Source organism: Parabacteroides sp. AF17-3, assembly GCF_003635445.1.
GTDB classification, from domain to species: domain Bacteria; phylum Bacteroidota; class Bacteroidia; order Bacteroidales; family Tannerellaceae; genus Parabacteroides; species Parabacteroides goldsteinii.
Window position 1 is genome coordinate 271,248 of the sequence record NZ_QTMM01000008.1, and the last position, 15,651, is coordinate 286,898.

Below are 15,651 nucleotides of genomic sequence, written 5' to 3' on the forward strand. Positions count from 1 at the left end.
TGCTGTGTTAAAATAAGATAGAAATTTGAACGGGTGAGTAAGGAAAAAATAGTATAAAAAAAGTATCTTCCGGTTTTGGAAAATAAAAAAATACCTCTATCTTTGCACCCGTTATCGCGGAAGTAGCTCAGTTGGTAGAGCATAACCTTGCCAAGGTTAGGGTCGCGGGTTCGAGTCCCGTCTTCCGCTCATAAATAATAAGCGCGGTAAGAGGCCGCCTTTTTTATGTAATGGAAAAGGCCCAGGTGGCGGAATTGGTAGACGCGCACGTTTCAGGTGCGTGTGTCGCAAGGCGTGCAGGTTCGAGTCCTGTTCTGGGCACCATTCGCGCAGATGGTGAAATTGGTAGACACGCTACTTTGAGGGGGTAGTGCCGGTTCCGGTGTGTGAGTTCGAGTCTCATTCTGCGCACATTTCGTAAAGAATAGAAATATAATTGTCCATGTAATTAGTTAAGAGCATATTGCTTGAAGCTTTATATGGACAATTTTTATTTAGTATAAACCACATTTACTGCATAATACGTCTTCTGTAGATGAATCCGTAATGATTTATATAAGAACTGTCATTTTTTAGAGATATAAAGTCAAATTTGTAAAAATAAGGCTGATTCGGATTCGATATATTTGCATATCATGAAATATGGATAACAACCTTTTAAATTTGATCGAAAATGAAAAAAGACCGAGCGACAGATATACCTTCGCTACATTTACCCATTATACCAAAGATTCTCCTTTATTGGAATCCGGTTTGTTAGGTCCTGTACGGATTGTTATGAAAGAATGATGGTGTGCCTTGCTTTATTTCAAACCCTTGATCTTTTGAATTAGTTCTTTTGCTGAAATATCCAAAGACTCAACAGTCATCCAGACGACTTCGTTATCCGGATTGATAATATATATCCGGGGAATCGTATTGTTGGCGAAGAGGGAGAAAACCTCACCGCGGGTATCCAGGTAGAATGGCATTGTGAATTGATTCTCTTTCCAGTAATTGGAAACAACTTCGGCTGTTTCTTTCCGGGAAATCGTTACCAGCAGGAATCTGGGGTCGTCTTTCAGTTCTTTCCAGACCTCTTCTATAACCGGCAGAACCTGTTTGCAATCCGGACAGTAAGTTCCGAAGAATACCAGTAAGGATTGTTTTCCGATGAACTGTTTGGAGCTGAATGTGTTTCCGGCTGTATCTTCGACTGCAAATGTAGGGATCTGGCTGTTGACATTGATATAATTAATAGTTTCGTTCTCGTCATCCTTTATACAGGAAAAGAGAAGGAGAGTCATAGTGACTATAAATGAAAGAATTTTTGTGATATGCATATATTTAATTGTTTTAGTTTACGAAGATAATGAATGTATTTGAATCCCTGAAAGAAAAGGAGCTGCCGTTTTGTAGATTTCACAACCTGTCGTCAGAACGGACAACCCCTTTTAGCAGCATCCCCTTTTACCGCTGCAATTTTCATTTTATTACCGAGAATGTTTTGGTTATTTGTAACTGATTCGGATTCACATTCCTATGTACATTATATGAGGATGCTGTAATCCTGTCTGAGTTCACATCTTGGGACGGTTTAAAGTACAAGTTTTGCCATATTTACAAAAGTAAATGTATGTTTTTTAATTTACTTGTATTTGCCTGATAACAAGTATTATGTTGTAAGCCTGATGTAAAATGGAGAACTGGGTATTTCTCTTTATTTATAAAAGGTGTTATTGGCGTACGACGGAAAGGAACCGACTGTTTTTGTCTTGCCAGATCGCTTATTTCTCTTTTTTTGCCGGTTTATGCTTTTCTGAATGGCAATTGCCGTAAATCGGTACTTGTTTATTTTATTATTTGATTATGTGCGGATTGGATGGATATGTAATGCCTGAAAACATCATAAAAAATGCCGGCTTTATTTCATATCGTCTGGTTTTAGGGAGAATAGATCTTTATATTTGTAATAATAAGCATGAAAGCAGGTAATAACCAGGCTGGCATGGAAAGGATAAAACTATGAAAAGAGATTTATTGTATGATAATATACTAGATGCTATCAGGGGAAAAATACCCAACCGGGGAATACTGACGAATACGCTTGTGGATCTGTTAAATCTGGAGAAAGAAGCAGTATATCGACGGCTGCGCGGTGAAGTGGCATTTTCTTTCTCTGAGATAGCTGTCATTGCGAGTACGCTTGGAATCTCTCTTGATAACCAGGTGGGAGCCCGGTATGTTCATAGCAGGCCTTTCCAGTTGAGGCTGATTGAATATGTTGACTCCGGTGAGATCGATTATGAGATGCTGGAACATTATATTTATATCCATAACCAGGGAAAAGAGGATAAAAAATCGAAAGTCATGGATTGCTCCGGCGTTTTGCCCCAGTCTCTTTATCTGGCATATAAAAATATATCGCGCTTTTTCCTTTTTAAATGGATCTATCAGAATAAGGACCTTGACAGGAAACTTTGTTTTAAAGACGTTTATCCGACTCAAAGTCTGGAAAAGATACAGGAGAGGAGCGTTGCGGCCGCAAAACTTATCAGCCAGACGTTTTATATATGGGATCCGTTGATCTTTTGTTATCTGGCCAATGATATCAATTATTTTATGAGTGTCAATTTGCTGGGAAAAGAGGATTTGCAGTTGCTGAAAAAAGAGCTGTTGCAATTTTTGGATGATATGGAACTGTTGGCAATAAAAGGAAAGTTTGATGATACCGGAAACAGTGTCTATTTTTATATATCGAGTACGAATTTCGATACCAGCTACCGGTGTGTGGAGGTGAAACATTTACGTGTCAGCCTGATAAGAGCCTTCACTCTGAATGCTGTCGTTTCTTTGGACCGTCAGACGTATGAACGGATATCGGGATGGCTCCAGGCTGTGATCCGATCGTCGACAATGATCTCCGTGAGTGGTGCCAGGCAGCGTATTCGCTTTTTTGAGAAACAACGTTCCATTATTAAAGCCTTATAGGTTTTGTGAAAAAGGATATTATAGATTATTAACTGAGAATACGACTTTTATCAGCAACCAAGATTCAATGTTTGTTTGTTTTGTTAGCCTTTTTTGGGTTTTAAAAGATGCTTTACCGGATTGTCCGACAGTTAATTTATGGGTTCCTTATTTATCTTTGCATGAAAACTATAGATCCACTAATATCAAGACTTATAATTCTGTAACATGAAAAAAGAACTTTTGTATGATAATTTGCTAAATGCTATCAAAGAGGAATTTCCTCAAAAAACGAATTTAGTAAATGCGCTTGTTGATTTGTTATGTATTGAGAAGGAAGCTGTTTACCGACGTTTACGGGGAGAGGTCGCTTTTACATTTGCAGAGATCGTCACTATCGCGAATGCATTTGGAATATCATTGGATAACCTGGTCGGTACAGTTACTGCAAAAAGCAGGCCGTTCCAATTGAAATTGGTGGATTTTGTGAATCCGATGGAGACTGATTATGATATGCTGGATCAGTATATCGATATATTAGGTCTGGCACGCGAAGACGATAGGTCCGAACTGATCGATTGTACGAATATCTTGCCTCAGCAGCTTTATATGAAATATAAATATATTTCACGTTTTTATCTTTTCAAGTGGTTATACCAATGCGGAACTCCGGGAAAAACAAAGCGTTTTGAAGAGATAGAGGTCACCGACCGCTTTCTGGGAATACAGTTGGCCGGGGTAGAAGAAGCACGGCATATCCATCATTCATATTACATACTCGATCCGTTGATATTTCATTATCTGGTAAATGATATTAATTATTTTATGAGTATTCATCTGATCGGGAAAGAGGATGTAAAATATCTGAAGAATGAACTGATGGATTTGTTGGATGAAATGGAGAAACTTGCAACACGCGGCTATTTTGAAGAGACCGGTAATAAAGTCTTTATCTATATATCGAGTGTGAATTTTGATACGAGTTATTGGTGCGTCCAGATAAAAAACTACCATATCAGTCTGATAAAAACATTCATCCTCAGTTCGGTCGCCTCCCTGGATGAGGGGACTTACGAGAAGTTGCGGAAATGGTTAAGAGCCCTGATCCGTTCTTCTATCATGATTTCAGTCAGTGGTGAGAGGCAGAGGATCGCATTTTTTAAAGCACAGCGTGAACTGATTCAAAATTTGTGATCTTTTCTATCTATAAAGAGTATCAGAAACTTACCTGTAAAAAAGGTGGTTTTATGTTGGATATCGTAAAAAAAGATATAAAAATAAGCATCCAAAATTTGGAGCGTATAAATCTTTTACCTACTTTTGCACCCGTAAACAAAAAACGTCAACTGCTTTGAAAAGCAACCTCTAAAGAGGTGTTGATAATTTTGATTTATTGGAGAGATGGCAGAGTGGTCGATTGCGGCGGTCTTGAAAACCGTTGAACTGAAAGGTTCCTGGGGTTCGAATCCCTATCTCTCCGCAGAACCTACTGGACAAAAGAGGACAGTAAGAGGACAAAAACCTACAAATCAGCGATTTGTAGGTTTTTTTATTGCCTATAAGTCTTGCTTCCAAGACAACAAAAGGACTTGAAAAGACAGAGTTTCGTTACTAAATCGTTACCCTTTTCCTACCGGACAAAAACGGTAACGATTTGTCCCGAAATGACCGCAGAAAGTCTGAATTTGTCCACCGTCTATCTATCTCATATTTAATAAGTTATTAGTAGTTTTGCAACTTAAAAAATGTGAGGTTATGAAGAGTACATTTAAAGTCCTTTTCTATTTAAAGAAAGGTTCTGAAAAGAAGAACGGCGAGGTTATGATTATGGCAAGAATTACCATTGACGGTAAGTTGTGCCAGTTCAGTACAAAACAAAGCATCCTGCCCGAAAACTGGAATATAGCAGCAGGTAAAGCCAAAGGTAAGGATGCAGGCAGAATAAATGCCTTATTGGAGGATATAAAAGCATCCTTGAATAATATCTACCACGAACAGCAACGGCGTGATAACTATGTGACAGCCGAAAAGGTGAAGAATGAATTTTTGGGACACAGTGAAAAACACGAAACCATTTTAGACCTTTTCAAAAAGCACAATGACGATGTGAAACAGTTGGTCGGCATATCTAAGACGATTGCCACCTATCGTAAATATGAAGTGACCCGCCGCCACCTTGCCGAGTTTATCCAAAGCAAGTACAATATATCGGATATTGCTATCAATGAAATCACTCCGATGTTTATAACAGACTTCGAGTTGTATTTGCGTACTACCTGTAAATGTGGTTATAATACGACTGCCAAGTTCATGCAATTCTTCAAACGCATTATCCTGATAGCCCGTAATAACGGCATCCTGATTGGCGACCCGTTCGCCAATTATAAAATCCGTTTGGAGAAAGTGGATAGAGGGTATTTGACAGAGGACGAAATAAAAATCATCCTTAAAAAGAAGATGGTTTCCGAACGTTTGGAAAACGTCAGGGACTTGTTTATCTTTTCCTGTTTTACTGGTTTGGCTTACATAGATGTTGCCAACCTTACGCAAGATAATATCCGTAAATCCTTTGACGGTAATTTATGGATAATCACCAAACGCCAAAAGACCAACACGGACGTAAATGTTCCCTTGCTGGATATTCCCAAAATGATATTGAAGAAGTATAAGGGCAAGCTGCCGAACGGTAAAATACTTCCGGTAATCAGCAATCAAAAACTTAACGCCTACTTGAAAGAAATAGCGGACGTTTGCGGAGTTAAAAAGAATTTGACATTTCATCTTGCAAGGCATACTTTCGCAACGACAACCACGCTTGCCAAAGGTGTACCCGTTGAAACCGTTAGTAAGATGTTGGGACACACCAACATAGAAACCACACAGATATACGCCCGCATTACCAATAACAAAATCAGTAACGATATGCAGGGGCTTGACAAGAAGTTTGTCGGCATTGAAAAAATATACAAAGAAGTATCAATGAAATAGTTAGTATAGGGGACTTGTCACAAGTTGTGATAAGCCCCTTTATGCTTTTAATTACTCACCATTTAATAATAACATTATGGACTTACAAATCATTCAGAGCAAGATTTATGAAATCAGAGGTTGCCGGGTTATGCTCGATAGCGACCTTGCGGCACTTTATCAGGTGGAAACAAAAGCGTTGAAACAGGCTGTCAAACGTAACATTGAACGTTTCCCAAGTGATTTTATGTTTGAACTGACAAAGGAAGAAGTAGAATGTTTAAGGTCACAAATTGTGACCTTAAAGAATAATCCTGATGAAACGGAAGAAGAAACCAGTTCAAAACGTGGCAAACATACTAAATATTTGCCCTATGTTTTCACGCAGGAGGGGGTAGCCGCCCTGTCCGGTGTGCTACGCAGCCCTATTGCCATACAGGTGAATATTTCCATCATGCGGGCATTTGTAGCCTTACGTCAAATGATAACAGGTTATCAGGAATTACTAAAGCGTATTGAAGAACTGGAAGAAAGCACGGATGCACAATTCAGCGAGGTGTACCAAGCATTGACCCAGTTATTAAGCAAACCCGAACCGAAGCCACGAAAACCGATAGGATATAGAACCTATGACGAATAACGGTTTAAGGTATTCGGTTGTCTAAGGGGTGTCACCAGTGATACCCCTTTTTCAGTTCCCTAAAGTAATGTATCTCAATCACAAATTTTAGCAAAGTTACAGCCCGGCGGGGACAAATACCAAATCCGAGCCGTTCCGGTTTTCTAAAAAATCTCCACACCTACGGGTCGTATTTTTTGAAAAGATATGGTTGAAGTCCCCGCCAAACTGTGGGTGTCCGGCAAAATTTCTTATTGTTTAATTTAAAATTCAGTAGTCATGAAAACAACAGAATTTACCATGCCGGAAATCACTATTTCTTATAAAGACAATGTCAAAGCATCCGAAAGGGTGAAAATACTCTCTTCCGAAACGTCCTATTCTTATCTGAAACCGTTCTATGCGGAATGTATGGAACACCACGAAGAAAGTTATGTAATGTTCCTCAACCGGGCAAACAAGGTTTTAGGCGTTTCCCTTATCTCTAAAGGCGGGATGGCTGAAACAGTAATGGACGTGAAAATCATCCTGCAAACTGCCCTGAAAGTCCACGCTTCGGGGATAATCCTCTCACATAACCACCCATCGGGCAACCTACGTCCGAGCGAGCCGGACAAACAAATCACTTCAAAAATAAAAGAAGCCTGCAAGGTCTTGGATTTACACCTGTTAGACCATATCATCCTGACAGAAGAAAGCTATTACAGTTTTGCAGACGAGGGGCTTATCTAAGCCCTTTTTTTGTTACTGGCAACAAAAACACAATATCCTACTTTTAAAATAAAACCATTTTTCCTATTTCTCTTATTGTAAATCTTCCTCTTAGGCAGTCCCCAGCCGGAGCAGTCATTATCGTATCACATAGGCAAAGGTATTTCCGTGTTCTTCACGGCTTTGCAAGGTCAAGCCCTAAAGGGTTTAAACAAAAATCTTCCTGCTGTACTTCGTCCAGAGAGTATTTTTCTTTAAAATCTTGCAAAGCCTAAACACTACCCTTTAAAGCCTATATGAAACGAAAACGACCGCCCCGACCGGAAACGCATAAAAAAAAGTCAGGTTTACGAGAAATAGGAAAAAAGGTTATGAAACTCAACTCCCTTACCTCTCAAATCCGCATAAATTTAAAAATACAGAAGTCATGGAAGCAGTAACATTATCAGAAGCAAGAGTTTATGTAGGTACTTACAACAAGTATAACAACGGTTCACTTTTCGGCAAATGGTTAGACCTTTCCGACTATTCGGACAAGGACGAATTTTTGGAAGCGTGCCGGGAACTTCACAAGGACGACCAAGACCCGGAATTTATGTTTCAGGACATCGAGAACATACCCGAAGCCCTGATTTCCGAAAGTTGGCTTTCTGATAAGTTCTTTGAGCTTCGGGATGCCATCGAAAAACTAAGTGAAACCGAGCAGGAAGCGTTTTTCGTATGGTGCGACCACCATAACAGCGATATAAGCGAAGAAGATGCGGACGACCTTATTTCTTCTTTTGAGGATGAATATCAGGGAGAATATAAAGACGAGGAAGATTACGCCTATGAAATCGTAGAGGAATGTTACGAACTGCCGGAGTTCGCAAAGACCTACTTTGATTATTCCGCTTTTGCCCGTGACCTGTTTATGACTGATTACTGGATGGATAACGGTTTTGTTTTCCGTTGCGCCTGATTATTAACCGGGTGGAGCAATCCACCCATAACACACCAAGACAATGAAAGTATATAATAAGATAACGACTTTTTTACGATGGTTTATACTTGCTTTTATCATCTATCAGGTAGCCACCAGCACCGCCGGAATGTGGATAGCCCTAATCATAGGCTTTCTTATTCTCCGGTTCGTTCTCCGGTTGTTTATCTCTGCCGTTTACCTGTTTTGTATGGCGATTATTTTCATTGTGCTGCTTTCACTTCTGATTATCTGATAACTCATTTTAAATTATAACAATATGGAAACTTTAAACAAAAACGGGGTAAGCATTACCCAAACACCGGGAGAAGAAAAATATGTAAAATGCTGTTTAGGCGCATTCAGGGGACAGATTTATTTCCAGTATGATTATCGCCATACAGATATGGAACTGTTCAGCACAGTGGCTAAAACACTTGCCGAATGCCGCAAACAGCGGGATGAATGGATAGCGAAAAAAGAAAAGAAACAATAACGATAAAATAAGTACATTTATGAAAACGACAGAAGTAAATAAAAAGATTATCGGCAGACGCTGCAAGTGCATATTTACGGGCTTACTGGTAACGGGTGTTATCGAGGACACCACAGAGGATAAATATACGGTCAGCGTGAAAGTACGTTTCGACACGCCGCACCAGTGGGGTGATGAATTTTATTCCTATGACTGGTCTTTCGGACGTAAGGCGGACGATTCCGGCTCTTTGAAGTATTTGGAACTGTTGCCGGATAAAACAACATTCGATGCAATGATAGTTACTTTCGGCGACCCCATCGACACGCTGGACGGTATTTTTGAGGACGTGAAAACATGGGGTGTCTGTTCCCTGAAAGGCTGGATAGATAGCTACGAAAGCACCCGTTTCACGCCCATAGGCATAGATAAGGCAGTGATAACAAGTGAATATAACATGGAATGTGTAAAAGAGTGGCTGGAACATAACACGCCCATAAAGAACATTATAATCGGTTAATGAAGAACGGCGGCAAATGCCGCCGCTACTTTCTTTCAGTGAGCCGAAGCGGACAAAGAAAGATAGCAAAGAAACCGTTTACTATTCCCTATTTAAAGAAATTACTATATTTAAGAATTTCTTTTGTAAATAAATCTTTCTTATAAAAAGAGTTTTCTACAAATTTCTTAAATGACTGATATTTTGCAGGATAGTCTTTTATAACATCAACAGCAGTAGGATATTTTTTATTTTCTATAGATTTATAATTTTTCCAATATTTATTAATCATATCTTTAATAGAAAACCCTTTTTGTGCAAAAATCCCTTGAAATAACGCAATGGTATCTATGCTTATGATAGTAAGTTCTTTAATATACGGATGTATAATGTTTCTTTTAGAAAGTTCTTCTTTAAACCAATTATTGACAATAGCGTTTACTCCAGTCAGTGAAAATATATTGTTATGTGTAACTATTATTGGATATATGTAGCAATTTCTCCTATTATATTTCTTATCGGGGTATTCTTTATTTAAAATCTTCTCGATATTATTAATTAATTGATTGATAGCCTTATCTCGACTTTTGTTGTTGCTATTTGTTTCTATAAAAAGCTCTCGGAGCTTCTGAATGAATTTGTCTATGTTACACTCTTCTAAAATATCTTTACCTATTAGATTGTCTTTACACTCAAATAGAAATATATACTTCCCATTACGTATATAATAATCAATATCACCATCTTGCAAATTCTCATAATTCAACTGAATATACTTATTTCCAAAAGCATTTGATAATAATTGATTTGTCAGAGACCTTTCTGAAAATTCTAAACCAATATAGCTTCTAAAATTCTTGATATACAACTGTGCCTGTGTTTCTTTAAAACTATTATTTATTTCTTTAAACTTGAAATATAAACTTTGATATACTTTTTCACAAAAAAACTCCTCAAATATTATTTTGTATTCATTATTCTCGCTTTGAATTATAGGAGTATTTTTTAATGCCGTGTAATCTTGATTATCATCCCATCCATATTTTTGCAAGCAAAATTTATTAAGAAAATCTTTTTTCTTAATAAAGTCCTTATCTTCTTCGGATATAGAGACTGTAATAAAAGGTGTTTCTAAATTATGCTCATGTATTAGCATACCTATCTGATGAAGATATATGATATAAGTTTTCCACGTAGATATAGTATAGAATTTTTCAAATTCTTTTAAATGGAAAGGAAGATTTTTTTCGCAAAACTCAAAGAATATACATGCTTTGATAAGTTGTACCAATCTTAAATAAACAAGATTTTCATCTATGTAACGTTCATGCTCTAAAGCATTATGAAGCATTATTTCTTCTATCTCATAATCCCTTTCTTGTAACGTCCTTTCTTCATTACTTTTTTCATTAAGTAGTAAATATGCTTTTAAAACATTAATATTCTGTTGACTTTCAGAAATACTACTATTTAGAGTTGTATTTTTAAAAGCATACTCAAAAAAATTAAGACTGGTTCTAACGTTAATGATACACGAAGAAACCCCATTTTTTTGTCGTTTTTGAGTTATTGTTTGATATAAAGAGTTGAATAGAGCTTTTTCTTCCTTTGTTAGGAAAGCCCATAAGACATTTTCCTCTTTGTATATCTCATGTACTGTACTAAGTGATAAAAGTTTTATAGCATAATCAATCAAAGTATCTCGCTTAATAGGAGATAGATAACAATCTATTGTTTTTGCTTGTTCATTAAACAAGTCACTATATGTTAATATATTGTTTATGATACTCATGTTTATTTTGATACATTGCTTAAAGTAAAGCAATACTTTTTAATTGGGCAACTAATTGCAATAAAAAAGTCTGTGAATATCCACAGACTTTTTATTCTTTTATTCTAATTCCCTGCCCCATAGTTCCACATCAGTAGGTGCATTACGCAAACTGTAAATTGAGCAGAGCCAAGACACCATCAGAAAGGCGAAATAGATGTATGCCGCTGTTTTCATTCTTCCTTGTTGTTATCGTTATTGAACGAAAAGGTAAGCTGTTGTATCTGTCCGAAGCTATCCTGAAAATACACATCTACCGTCTGTTGGTCGGTCGATGCGGAAGTATAGTAAAGCCGGAATGTTTCACCCGGAAGCGGGTACAGGTCATTCGGCAGTAAAACTGTCCCATCGGACATTTTCAGCGTTCCCGCCCCGTCCGGCTGGAAATAGCGAATGAAATACTTTGTTTCCTCAAACCGCCCATCCCGGTGAAGCTGACACCTGATTTCGGCGGTTTCACCCACCTTTAATTTTTTCGGCACTGGCATCGTTTCGATACTGAACGGGTAAGACTGCTGTATATCCACGTTGTCATTACACGCACCCACTAATAAGATGGCGGCTATTACATAGCAGCCCATCAAAATACGGCTTAAAATCTTTCTCATATACATTATAATAATAGGTTAGTTTATCACATTATAAATTTCAGCCCCACGCCGAACTGTGTATGAAACTTTCCGACTGAAGAACCGAATAGGCATCTTTCCCGTGCGTTAATCAGGAATACCACCCGGTCGGTAATGTAACTTTCCAGTTCCAGCGTCAGCGCACCGCCATAAACAAAACCGTCCTTATCGGTCAGGGTCGAACCATCGGGCAGCAATTTATCGCCCCAGTTGCTTGTTTCATACCCGGTAAGGGCAGATAGACCCAGCGAGAGAAAAAAGGTTTTCTTCCTATCTGAAAGGAAATTCAAATAGTAACCGCCCTCACCTGTAAACTGGCTGACTGGTATCTGCAAATCTTTGTAGGGGTAATGCTTTTCGAGGCATTCCCCGCCGATAACCCACCTGTTCCCGTTTTTGGTATAGGTACTCATGGCAGCCCCGAAGTAATAAGCGAAATCGCTTTTACTGTTCCAATGAACGCCGTCCGCCATGCCACCCGTAACCTGCAAGCCTTTCATTCCCGGCAGACATCTTTGTGCGTGTGCCCGGTTGAAAGTCAGGCACAGCACAAAAAGGGATATAATACAGCATATCCTTTTCATGTTCATTTGATTTTAAGTTCGTTAATCACTTTGGCTGCCACGACATCCGAGTTCTCCACCCGGATAGTTTGGTGTCTGCCCCCGTTTTTTTCCATCAGTTCAATAACCAAGACCTTATCATCCGGTATAGTGAATTGTGGAACGGTGTACACGGTGCGGACGGTACTTTTGCCATCGATAACCAGTATCTCGTTATAGCTCCGCACCGGGTCAATGACGGTTTCCTGAATAGCCGTTCTTTTGGCTACTTTCTTATCCACAATCTTGAATCGGATAAAATCGGTATCAAACGGCACGTTTGAACTGTTCCTTACCTGTGTGTGGAAGTAAAAAAGCCCGTTATGCGAATAAATGCCCTTTACCAAGAACTGCACCCCGAACCGCTTGCATCCCAAATGCTTTATTTCCCGGTCATTGTTCTTGTAGATGGACTGCATAATCAGCTTTACCAAGAGCGGGCTTTCGTTACCCAATTCACGAAAATAGATGTTCATCCGGGTATGGCTAAAATCCGTTGTGTCCTCATTCTCCAAGAAATCTTTCATTTCGATGTTCAGCATTTCCGGTTCATGTGCATACTTTGCATTAAAGGAATAAAAGCTGCCATCCTCACAGATAACGGAAAAATTGGTTTCACCGGGAAAGCCCTCTGTCGTAGCCTTAACCCTGACAACATTTTCCGCCCCGTCCGCTTTTCCGGCAATAATATAGTTACTGCCTAAGTCCACATACTTAACGGCAGACGGGAAAATAATATGTACTGTTTTGGCAAACGTCACCTGTACGCCGTAAGGTGTCACCATTTGGCGGTAAGGGAGCTTTTTAGTAATGCCCTGATACAAATCGTTACTTTGTGCTTTCACGGAAACCATGCCCATGATAAGAGCGAATAAAATCATTAACTTTTTCATTTGGATTGAAATTTTTATGGTTGATAATTGATAAATAGATTATTGCTGTTTTGCGTAAAGCATCACCTGATAGTTCGCTTTCAGGTGTACCTTTACCGTTCTGAACTTCTTGGCAAGGTATTGCGAACCGCCTTGCATCAAGCCCCTTGTAATATCCATTGCGACCTGCTGCCCGGCACTTTGCGCAAAGGAAATGCTCGTACCCAGCCCGGCGCCGATATTCGCCATCGCTTCCTTTGCCGCTTCCTGTTCCAGTGACGAGGGAACGGAAAGCCCCTTTTGCCCGTCACTGTCGTAAACGGCAAGTTCCACAGGAATGATGTTACCCGCATATTCGAGCGAGGACACCAGTATGTCGAGCCGTTCCCCCTGCACTTTGGCACTTCCCGATACAAGGCTGTTTTTCGGGACAATCACGTTCCCCGCTTGCAACGGTTCTAACAGCCGCAGTTTGACGGTCTGCCCGTCCATAAGTGTTTGGTCGTTATGAATACATGCCCGGATAGTGTTCTTTCCCATCGAATAACCACTGCCGACTGCCGTATTAAACCCATAATTGCGTGGTTTGCTGTATTCGGCGATAAATTCGGCATTGCTCATGGGCTGCTGCAATCCTGAAACCGTCCTGTCCGATATAGCTTTTACGGGTGTGGCACTTCCTTTTTCCTGAATAGCTATGGTGGGTGTTACTTGTGCTACCTGTCCCGGCTGCCCGCCGTTCATGTATTTTGCCGCCAGTTCATAGGACTTTTCCATAAGAGCCACCTGCTCGTCCATGCTGCCCGCCCCGTTTTTTTTCGCATCGAGCCGGGCAGTGAGTTCTTCCACCTGACGTTTCAGTTCCTCTTTTTCCTTGTCCTCTTTCGGCGTTTCGTAGAAACTGCCTAACTGACGGTTCATGTCCCGGTAAGCTGCCGCCGATGATTGGATGGAGGAACGGCTATTGTTCGGCGCACCCGCCCCGAAATCTATTACATTGGTTTTCGGCTTTTCCGCCGGAGCATCATCTATCAGGGTTAAATCTTCCCCGTTCCCGTTTTCCTCTCCCAGCGAAAAGGCAAAATCCTGTAAGGAGCGCATCTTGTCCGCCTGCTTGTTCTCCATCTGCTCCTGTTCGTAGGCTGTCTTTTTATCGCTGATTATCCCGTCCCCTTTGGGTTGCGGAATATCAGCATTAAATCCGCCCACGTTTTCCACTTTTGCTTCATCCTTATCGGACGGTGCAAAAATCAGGTACATAGACCCCAAGAAAACCAGTCCCATAATCGGATAAACCAGCATCTTCTTTCGCTGCTGTATCTGCTGCGGGGTAAGTTCCTTTTTTTCTTTTTCCTGTTTTTCAGGTTCTTTCTTCCTGTCCGTTTCCGGTGCGGGAACTTCATTCTTCACTTCTTTTTCTTCCATTGTCTGACTGATTAAAAATGTTCGTACTGTCTTTACCTTGTAGCTGCAACTGCCTGATGTGTTCTATCCGCAGGATTTCGCCATCCTCTTTTCCTATCCGGTAAATGGATGATACCGTAAAGTAGATGGATAGCCCGCCGAAGAACAGGAGCATAAGCAGGATTACCGCCAGCCTTATTTCCGGTGTCATGCGTCCGCACAGGTGGCGGAGTTTTTCATCCGCCCAGTCCCGTACATGGGTAATCGCCTGATTCACCGGAGAGAGAATTTTCCGTATCATGGCTTACCGCTTTATGGTGTTCAAGTCCTTGTTTTCCGTTATCTCGAAGTTTTCCATGATAAAGCCGTGCGGGTTATTATCACTTCTTACGGCGTTTAATAACCGGCAACGGGTGACAAGGCTTCTTTCCGTCATGCTGCTTTCACGGATAATCATTTGCCGGGCATAGGTAGCCACCGCATACGGGTACACATCGAAATTGCATGAAACGCTGTCTATCTGTATCGTTTGGCTGATATTGCCCGATATGATACGGTTGTAATACCCTTTTTCCGAGAGGTCACGGTAATAGTTGAATGCGCTCTTGTCAGCGAGGAACAGCGACCGTTTGATATTGCTTTCGATAGCGTTCTTATCCGGGGACAACGTGAAAAACAGTTCGTGGAAACGCTTCACGTGTTCCCTTGCTTCGACCGGACGGTTTTGCGAGAGGTCTTGCGAAAGCGCAAGCATCAACGACTTGCCACCGTCCAGCACATAAATCTTCTGCCGTTGAGCTTCGGCAAACGTGTAGGAGTTCCAAACAGCATAACCCGTTATCAGGGTACACATGACGACAAACACAATTCCGAAAAGACGTATCTGTTTGAAACTGGTTTCAATATTCTTTAAACTTTTAAATTCCATCTTGATTTTTATTTATTGGTTACTTTTGATTAGTTTACCGCCGACCCTGCCGCCAGCGTTCCCGGTGGCTGCTCCGGCTACCGCACCCACTCCGCTACCTGTTTTGTTAGCTGCATTGTTGATGTTCCGGCTCATGTTACCCATTCCACCTGCCTGAATAATCCAGTTCGATACGGTGGGGATGGTGAAGTAACCGATGATACC

At 40.3% G+C, this 15,651-nt stretch carries 17 protein-coding genes, 4 tRNA genes and 1 pseudogene; 13 read left to right on the forward strand and 9 right to left on the reverse strand.

The window, feature by feature from the left end:
- Window positions 1-116: 116 nt before the first annotated feature.
- The 3 genes from DWW91_RS13025 to DWW91_RS13035 all read left to right on the forward strand — a co-directional run bounded on the left by DWW91_RS13025 (window position 117) and on the right by DWW91_RS13035 (window position 411).
- A tRNA-Gly gene (locus DWW91_RS13025) sits at window positions 117-189 on the forward strand.
- A 50-nt stretch (window positions 190-239) separates the two neighbouring features.
- Window positions 240-324: transfer RNA gene (locus DWW91_RS13030), tRNA-Leu, on the forward strand.
- A 3-nt stretch (window positions 325-327) separates the two neighbouring features.
- Window positions 328-411 (forward strand) — tRNA-Leu (locus DWW91_RS13035).
- A gap of 392 nt (window positions 412-803) precedes the next feature.
- On the opposite strand, the gene DWW91_RS13040 is transcribed toward DWW91_RS13035, so the two are convergent.
- Entirely contained in the window at window positions 804-1,322 is a 519-nt protein-coding gene (locus DWW91_RS13040; protein WP_122327970.1) for a TlpA disulfide reductase family protein, read from the reverse strand.
- Between the two features lie 682 nt (window positions 1,323-2,004).
- Here DWW91_RS13040 and DWW91_RS13045 point away from each other — a divergent pair.
- The 10 genes from DWW91_RS13045 (at window position 2,005) to DWW91_RS13095 (ending at window position 9,202) form a co-directional block, all read left to right on the forward strand.
- Window positions 2,005-2,970 (forward strand): helix-turn-helix domain-containing protein, encoded by a 966-nt coding sequence (locus tag DWW91_RS13045; protein ID WP_122327971.1) that lies wholly within the window; start codon window positions 2,005-2,007, stop codon window positions 2,968-2,970.
- A gap of 207 nt (window positions 2,971-3,177) precedes the next feature.
- Window positions 3,178-4,143 carry a helix-turn-helix domain-containing protein gene (locus tag DWW91_RS13050; RefSeq protein ID WP_010803497.1) on the forward strand — a complete coding sequence of 322 codons (966 nt, stop codon included), beginning with the start codon at window positions 3,178-3,180 and terminating at the stop codon, window positions 4,141-4,143.
- Window positions 4,144-4,344: 201 nt separating this feature from the next.
- Window positions 4,345-4,429, forward strand: a tRNA-Ser gene (locus DWW91_RS13055).
- A 275-nt stretch (window positions 4,430-4,704) separates the two neighbouring features.
- Window positions 4,705-5,937 (forward strand): site-specific integrase, encoded by a 1,233-nt coding sequence (locus DWW91_RS13060; RefSeq protein WP_122327972.1) that lies wholly within the window; start codon window positions 4,705-4,707, stop codon window positions 5,935-5,937.
- A 76-nt stretch (window positions 5,938-6,013) separates the two neighbouring features.
- Window positions 6,014-6,556 carry an ORF6N domain-containing protein gene (locus DWW91_RS13065; protein ID WP_005841798.1) on the forward strand — a complete coding sequence of 181 codons (543 nt, stop codon included), beginning with the start codon at window positions 6,014-6,016 and terminating at the stop codon, window positions 6,554-6,556.
- A gap of 258 nt (window positions 6,557-6,814) precedes the next feature.
- The gene (locus DWW91_RS13070; RefSeq protein WP_122327973.1) at window positions 6,815-7,267 is read left to right on the forward strand and encodes a RadC family protein; all 453 of its coding nucleotides are present in this window, start codon (window positions 6,815-6,817) and stop codon (window positions 7,265-7,267) included.
- A 406-nt stretch (window positions 7,268-7,673) separates the two neighbouring features.
- Window positions 7,674-8,207: an antirestriction protein ArdA gene (locus DWW91_RS13080; RefSeq protein ID WP_122327988.1), complete on the forward strand. Its 534-nt coding sequence runs from the start codon at window positions 7,674-7,676 to the stop codon at window positions 8,205-8,207.
- Window positions 8,208-8,250: 43 nt separating this feature from the next.
- Window positions 8,251-8,463 (forward strand): hypothetical protein, encoded by a 213-nt coding sequence (locus tag DWW91_RS13085; protein WP_122327974.1) that lies wholly within the window; start codon window positions 8,251-8,253, stop codon window positions 8,461-8,463.
- 24 nt (window positions 8,464-8,487) lie between these two features.
- Window positions 8,488-8,703, forward strand: a complete 216-nt coding sequence (locus DWW91_RS13090) for a DUF3873 domain-containing protein (RefSeq protein WP_009000822.1) — start codon at window positions 8,488-8,490, stop codon at window positions 8,701-8,703.
- 19 nt (window positions 8,704-8,722) lie between these two features.
- On the forward strand, window positions 8,723-9,202 hold the full coding sequence (locus DWW91_RS13095; RefSeq protein ID WP_122327975.1) for a hypothetical protein: 480 nt from the start codon (window positions 8,723-8,725) through the stop codon (window positions 9,200-9,202).
- 88 nt (window positions 9,203-9,290) lie between these two features.
- On the opposite strand, the gene DWW91_RS13100 is transcribed toward DWW91_RS13095, so the two are convergent.
- From DWW91_RS13100 to DWW91_RS13135, 8 genes and pseudogenes are all read right to left on the reverse strand, one after another.
- A complete protein-coding gene (locus DWW91_RS13100) occupies window positions 9,291-10,973 on the reverse strand; it encodes a hypothetical protein (protein ID WP_122327976.1) in 1,683 nt (560 codons plus the stop codon).
- Window positions 10,974-11,185: 212 nt separating this feature from the next.
- Window positions 11,186-11,626, reverse strand: a complete 441-nt coding sequence (locus tag DWW91_RS13105; protein ID WP_122327977.1) for a DUF3872 domain-containing protein — start codon at window positions 11,624-11,626, stop codon at window positions 11,186-11,188.
- Window positions 11,627-11,646: 20 nt separating this feature from the next.
- Window positions 11,647-12,225 carry a conjugal transfer protein TraO gene (locus DWW91_RS13110; protein WP_122327978.1) on the reverse strand — a complete coding sequence of 193 codons (579 nt, stop codon included), beginning with the start codon at window positions 12,223-12,225 and terminating at the stop codon, window positions 11,647-11,649.
- A 2-nt stretch (window positions 12,226-12,227) separates the two neighbouring features.
- Window positions 12,228-13,136, reverse strand: a complete 909-nt coding sequence (traN, locus tag DWW91_RS13115; protein ID WP_044544890.1) for a conjugative transposon protein TraN — start codon at window positions 13,134-13,136, stop codon at window positions 12,228-12,230.
- A gap of 39 nt (window positions 13,137-13,175) precedes the next feature.
- Complete coding sequence (traM, locus tag DWW91_RS13120) at window positions 13,176-14,540, reverse strand: conjugative transposon protein TraM (protein WP_122327979.1); 1,365 nt, start codon at window positions 14,538-14,540, stop codon at window positions 13,176-13,178.
- Entirely contained in the window at window positions 14,515-14,820 is a 306-nt protein-coding gene (locus tag DWW91_RS13125; protein WP_044544892.1) for a TraL conjugative transposon family protein, read from the reverse strand. The genes traM and DWW91_RS13125 overlap by 26 nt, the downstream gene beginning before the upstream one ends.
- A 3-nt stretch (window positions 14,821-14,823) precedes the next feature.
- The gene (gene traK / locus DWW91_RS13130) at window positions 14,824-15,447 is read right to left on the reverse strand and encodes a conjugative transposon protein TraK (protein WP_073348151.1); all 624 of its coding nucleotides are present in this window, start codon (window positions 15,445-15,447) and stop codon (window positions 14,824-14,826) included.
- A 12-nt stretch (window positions 15,448-15,459) separates the two neighbouring features.
- Window positions 15,460-15,651, reverse strand: a pseudogene (locus DWW91_RS13135) (conjugative transposon protein TraJ); the annotation flags it as partial.

What these genes read in the sequence shown, in the direction of transcription:
- DWW91_RS13040 (WP_122327970.1), bottom strand. Translation starts at nt 1,322, where the DNA reads ATGCATATCACAAAAATTCTTTCATTTATAGTCACTATGACTCTCCTT.
- DWW91_RS13045 (WP_122327971.1), top strand. Translation starts at nt 2,005, where the DNA reads ATGAAAAGAGATTTATTGTATGATAATATACTAGATGCTATCAGGGGA.
- DWW91_RS13050 (WP_010803497.1), top strand. Translation starts at nt 3,178, where the DNA reads ATGAAAAAAGAACTTTTGTATGATAATTTGCTAAATGCTATCAAAGAG.
- DWW91_RS13060 (WP_122327972.1), top strand. Translation starts at nt 4,705, where the DNA reads ATGAAGAGTACATTTAAAGTCCTTTTCTATTTAAAGAAAGGTTCTGAA.
- DWW91_RS13065 (WP_005841798.1), top strand. Translation starts at nt 6,014, where the DNA reads ATGGACTTACAAATCATTCAGAGCAAGATTTATGAAATCAGAGGTTGC.
- DWW91_RS13070 (WP_122327973.1), top strand. Translation starts at nt 6,815, where the DNA reads ATGAAAACAACAGAATTTACCATGCCGGAAATCACTATTTCTTATAAA.
- DWW91_RS13080 (WP_122327988.1), top strand. Translation starts at nt 7,674, where the DNA reads ATGGAAGCAGTAACATTATCAGAAGCAAGAGTTTATGTAGGTACTTAC.
- DWW91_RS13085 (WP_122327974.1), top strand. Translation starts at nt 8,251, where the DNA reads ATGAAAGTATATAATAAGATAACGACTTTTTTACGATGGTTTATACTT.
- DWW91_RS13090 (WP_009000822.1), top strand. Translation starts at nt 8,488, where the DNA reads ATGGAAACTTTAAACAAAAACGGGGTAAGCATTACCCAAACACCGGGA.
- DWW91_RS13095 (WP_122327975.1), top strand. Translation starts at nt 8,723, where the DNA reads ATGAAAACGACAGAAGTAAATAAAAAGATTATCGGCAGACGCTGCAAG.
- DWW91_RS13100 (WP_122327976.1), bottom strand. Translation starts at nt 10,973, where the DNA reads ATGAGTATCATAAACAATATATTAACATATAGTGACTTGTTTAATGAA.
- DWW91_RS13105 (WP_122327977.1), bottom strand. Translation starts at nt 11,626, where the DNA reads ATGTATATGAGAAAGATTTTAAGCCGTATTTTGATGGGCTGCTATGTA.
- DWW91_RS13110 (WP_122327978.1), bottom strand. Translation starts at nt 12,225, where the DNA reads ATGAAAAGGATATGCTGTATTATATCCCTTTTTGTGCTGTGCCTGACT.
- traN (WP_044544890.1), bottom strand. Translation starts at nt 13,136, where the DNA reads ATGAAAAAGTTAATGATTTTATTCGCTCTTATCATGGGCATGGTTTCC.
- traM (WP_122327979.1), bottom strand. Translation starts at nt 14,540, where the DNA reads ATGGAAGAAAAAGAAGTGAAGAATGAAGTTCCCGCACCGGAAACGGAC.
- DWW91_RS13125 (WP_044544892.1), bottom strand. Translation starts at nt 14,820, where the DNA reads ATGATACGGAAAATTCTCTCTCCGGTGAATCAGGCGATTACCCATGTA.
- traK (WP_073348151.1), bottom strand. Translation starts at nt 15,447, where the DNA reads ATGGAATTTAAAAGTTTAAAGAATATTGAAACCAGTTTCAAACAGATA.